2 protein-coding genes are annotated in these 4,411 nt (G+C 46.8%); one reads left to right on the top strand and one right to left on the bottom strand.

Annotated elements, in window-relative coordinates; genetic code table 11:
• Positions 1–349 precede the first annotated feature (349 nt).
• Entirely contained in the window at positions 350–2,029 is a 1,680-nt protein-coding gene (locus IM479_RS08815; RefSeq protein ID WP_287685930.1) for a hypothetical protein, read from the bottom strand.
• 190 nt (positions 2,030–2,219) lie between these two features.
• Here IM479_RS08815 and bchD point away from each other — a divergent pair, with 190 nt between their 5' ends.
• Positions 2,220–4,220 carry a magnesium chelatase ATPase subunit D gene (bchD, locus tag IM479_RS08810; RefSeq protein ID WP_287685929.1) on the top strand — a complete coding sequence of 667 codons (2,001 nt, stop codon included), beginning with the start codon at positions 2,220–2,222 and terminating at the stop codon, positions 4,218–4,220.
• Positions 4,221–4,411: the final 191 nt, after the last annotated feature.

Genomic DNA, 4,411 nt, shown 5'->3' with positions numbered 1-4,411 from the left:
GTTATCAGTTATCAGTTATCAGTTATCAGTTATCAGTTATCAGTTATCAGTTATCAGTTATCAGTTATCAGTTATCAGTTATCAGTTATCAGTTATCAGTTATCAGTTATCAGTTATCAGTTATCAGTTATCAGTTCACCGACTACTTTTTGGGGTTAATTTTTTTGGGCTTTATTTGACCTGAAAAGAGGGGGTCGCAGGCAGGCACGGATTCCCATTATACAAGAAATTATCTGTCAAGTTGCGGGGTTTTGTCAAGCTTTTTTGGAAAAAAAAATTTAACCGACACTCAAGGGGAGAAAATTGTCGGCAGAGATATTATTTAATCTCCCCCTTGAGTCGGTATTTTTTAGCCCGGCATTAACGCTTTAGTTGCCGAGGCACCAAGGCGATTTAATTGCCGATTAATTTGCCATCCGAGGAGGGTTAAACCCAACCACTGACTGAAAATTGCCAAAGCGAAAGAGGGAAGTGTAGCGTATTTAGTAGCGGCAATGGGAAGAAAAGTAAAAAACCATAAAAGCGGAGATTGACTGGGATTAACTCGCAAGACAGCGAAACAGAGGAAAGGGAAAATAATCAAAATGCCGATGCTACTGGCTGCCAGCAAAGCGCGCTTATTTGTGCTGGCTAACATCAATAATTGGGCGATAGCGGCATAGACTAAAATCATGTTCATTGCCAAGAGAAACCCGGCTGCAGTGGCTAGTTTATATTGATGGAGAGGGGCGATAAAAATAGCGGGAAGGATGAATAAAATGGCAATGGCGACGTTAATAGCCATGGCTAGGGTAGAAGGGCTTTTTTCGCCAAAGATTACAGCTTTCCCCAGACTAATGCCCGTTTTTTCTTGCAGATGACGATAGCGCGCCCAATCTTGGATAGTTTGACGAGGGGGAGTGAGGGCAAAAAGGATTAACAAGCCAAAAATCGCCACAAAAACGCTAAGAATCGCAAAATTATCGAAAATATAGCTCGTTTCCAGAGTTTGGAAGACAAAACCCAGGCTAATAGCGCTAAAACAACCCATCATCCAGTAACTTTGGGGTTTACTAACAAGAGTAGCGAGGGGATTATGGAAGCGACGCTGGATAATTCTGGTTAACCCGTAGGTGCAGAGGGCAAAATTGAGCAAAATTAAACTAATACCCGTTGTAACCGATTGCCAGAGAGATTGACCGTACCAACGAAGGTCGAAGACTTGTGGGATTCCTAGATAGCGTACCGCATCGGGGGGGAGAAAGGTAGATTTAACTAGATAGGGAAGGACAAAACTAGGATTAAAGAGAATTAACCAATCAAAGGGGGTACGGGAGCTATGGCCCGATAAAGTAAAAATAGTGCTATAAAACACAAAGATTAAGACTGTCGCGCTGCCTAACCAGGGTTGAAATCCCCCTAACCATGGCGTGGCTAAAGCGAAACTAAGGGCTGCATGATAGAAAAAGGCACAACTAGCGATTAGAACCCCGTAGAAGGCTAAAATTAGGGATAAGGGAATACCTGCTGATAAACCCGCCCCCAAGTGAAAGGGTAAAGCGAGAAGACAGACGAGATAGAGGAGAATGGGAACCCCGAAAATTTTGCCGATAAAAATCGTTTTGGCGGGTTGGGGACTCAGACGGATAAAATTAAGTGTACCCCGGCGTTCTTCCCCGGAAAGATCGGCGATTAATTGATAGGTTCCCACCACTAAAAGAGCGAAAATACCGCTAATACTCAGAAAAGTGAAGATATCTAACCACCATAACCGGGAGATAATCATCCATTCACCATTTAAGTCTTGGATACAGTATTTAAGCCCACTATAGGGATAATAGTCGTTGTTATTGGGGGGATTAGCGGTACAGTAACGACTAAATCCCGTCCCTACCGGTAAGAGATTTTGATAGTACAAATAAACTAATAATTGACCAACGAGGGAGATAACCGAGGCGATCGAGATATTTTTCGGGGTTAATCTTCCTTGCCATTCTCGCATAATTTGCGGGTTGGTTTCCGTAAGGCGATCGATTATTGTCGCTATCATATTTTTGTCCTCTCTACAGCCGTTATCAGGAGCTAATCCTAGATTAACCCGGCAACTTGTCGATCGGTTCGGGGATGAAGAAATCCATCGAGATGCGGCTAAAATCTGAGTTCGGGAATCAAAAGAGGAAAAGTGCCAGACCAGTGAGCTTCTGTTTTACACTAGAATTTGGCCGCCTGAATCTAGATCTATGCCCACTCTGACCCTCAATTTTCCCCTAACTGCCGTTGTCGGCCAAGAAGCGATTAAATTAGCCCTACTCTTAGCCGCCGTGGATCCCGCTCTAGGGGGTGTGGTAATTGCCGGTCGTCGGGGAACCGCCAAATCAGTCATGGCGCGAGCGATACATTGCCTACTGCCACCGATCGAAATTATCGCAGGTAATGTCTTTAATTGTGATCCCAATAATCCCGACGAATGGAACGATCGCACTAAAGAAGAATATAGCAGTGGAGAGGTCCCCACGGAAGTTATCCGGGCCCCTTTTGTGCAGATTCCCCTAGGAGTGACCGAGGATCGTTTATTGGGTTCCGTCGATGTGGAAGAATCGGTGAAACAGGGGGAACCGGTCTTTCAACCCGGTTTATTAGCCAGCGCCCATCGGGGAATTCTCTACGTCGATGAAATTAATCTACTTGATGACCAAATTGCTAACCAATTACTAACAGTTTTAAGCGAAGGGCGCAACCAAATTGAACGGGAAGGCATCAGTTTTCAACATCCCTGTAAACCAATCCTGATCGCTACTTATAACCCAGAAGAAGGGGATTTACGAACCCATTTATTAGATAGAATTGCCATTGCTCTTTCCGCCGATGGTGTCCTCAGTTTAGACCAACGAGTAACCGCCGTCAATCAGGCGATCGAGTATGCTGTTTCTCCCACCGCTTTTATCGCCCAATATGCCCAAGAAATCGATGATCTAAAAACCGAAATTATCTTGGCGAGGGAATGGTTAAAAGAGGTAAAAATTAAACCCGAACAAATTAGTTATCTAGTGGAGGAAGCGGTGCGCGGTAGGGTGGAAGGTCATCGCGCCGAGATTTTTGCCGTGAGGGTAGCCAAGGCCGCCGCTGCTTTAGAAGGTCGGGATTTAGTCAGTGCCGATGACTTAAAAAGAGCCGTCGAATTAGTTATTGTACCTCGATCGCTGATTACGCCACCACCTCCCGAACAGGAACAACAACAACCACCGCCACCACCGCCACCACCGGAACCGCCCCAAGACGAAAACCAGCAGGAACAGGAAGAAAAAGAGGAGGAGAAAGAGGAAGAAAAAGAACCGGAACAGCCCGATAATCTGCCGGAAGAATTTGTTTTCGACCCGGAAGGGGTTTTACTGGATCCCAGTGTGCTGTATTTCGCCCAGATGGCCCAGCGTCAGGGGAAATCGGGGGCGCGTAACCTGATTTTCTCGGAAGATAGAGGACGTTATATTAAGCCGATGTTACCCCGGGGCAAGGTGAAAAGAGTCGCCGTCGATGCCACTCTCCGGGCGGCCGCCCCCTATCAAAAAGCCCGTCGCTTAAGGAATCCCGAACGTCGTGTGATTATAGAAGAAGGGGATCTGCGCTCAAAACGGTTGGCCCGCAAGGCCGGTTCTTTAATTGTCTTTGTCGTCGATGCCTCCGGTTCCATGGCGCTCAATCGGATGCAGTCGGCCAAAGGTGCGGTTATGCGTCTGTTAACGGAAGCTTACGAAAATCGCGACCAGATTGCGCTGATTCCTTTCCGGGGCGAGCGAGCAGATGTACTATTGCCGCCGACCAAATCGATTACCCTAGCGAAAAAACGTCTAGAAACCCTGCCCTGTGGCGGCGGTTCCCCCTTAGCCCACGGTTTAACCCAAGCGGTTCATGTGGGGATGAATGCCCGTTTATCGGGGGATATCGGTCAAGTGGTGATTGTGGCGATTACCGACGGGAGAAGTAATATTCCTTTGGCGAAATCTTTAGGCGAACCGATTCCGGAGGGGGAAAAACCGGATATTAAGGCAGAACTGCTCGATATTGCCGCTAAAATTCGCTCTTTAGGCATTAAACTGCTGGTCATCGATACGGAGAAAAAATTCGTCTCCACTGGTTTTGCCAAAGAATTAGCCCTAAAAGCCGGGGGTAAATATTATCATCTACCCCGGGCCACGGAACAAGCGATCGCATCTATGGCGCGAGGGGCAATTGCGGGACTGTAGCTGGGGTTTGCGGCAAAAAGTTTTTCGGTGGTGGCAGGGTGTGGGGTGTTAGCCTCAACTCCAATCCCCGCTTGGGATTTACTTCGACCAAGCCCAAAATCGCTGAAACCCAGATATATCAAGGAAAATCATAAATCGAGGTTAACCCTTTGTCCCGTAATGGTTTGAGCCTTTTTTGCTGACCGAAAACG

The organism is Microcystis sp. M165S2 (assembly GCF_020245885.1).
Taxonomy (GTDB): Bacteria; Cyanobacteriota; Cyanobacteriia; order Cyanobacteriales; family Microcystaceae; genus Microcystis.
The sequence above is the reverse complement of the archived record's forward strand: the minus strand, read 5'-3'. Positions and strand labels throughout refer to the sequence as shown.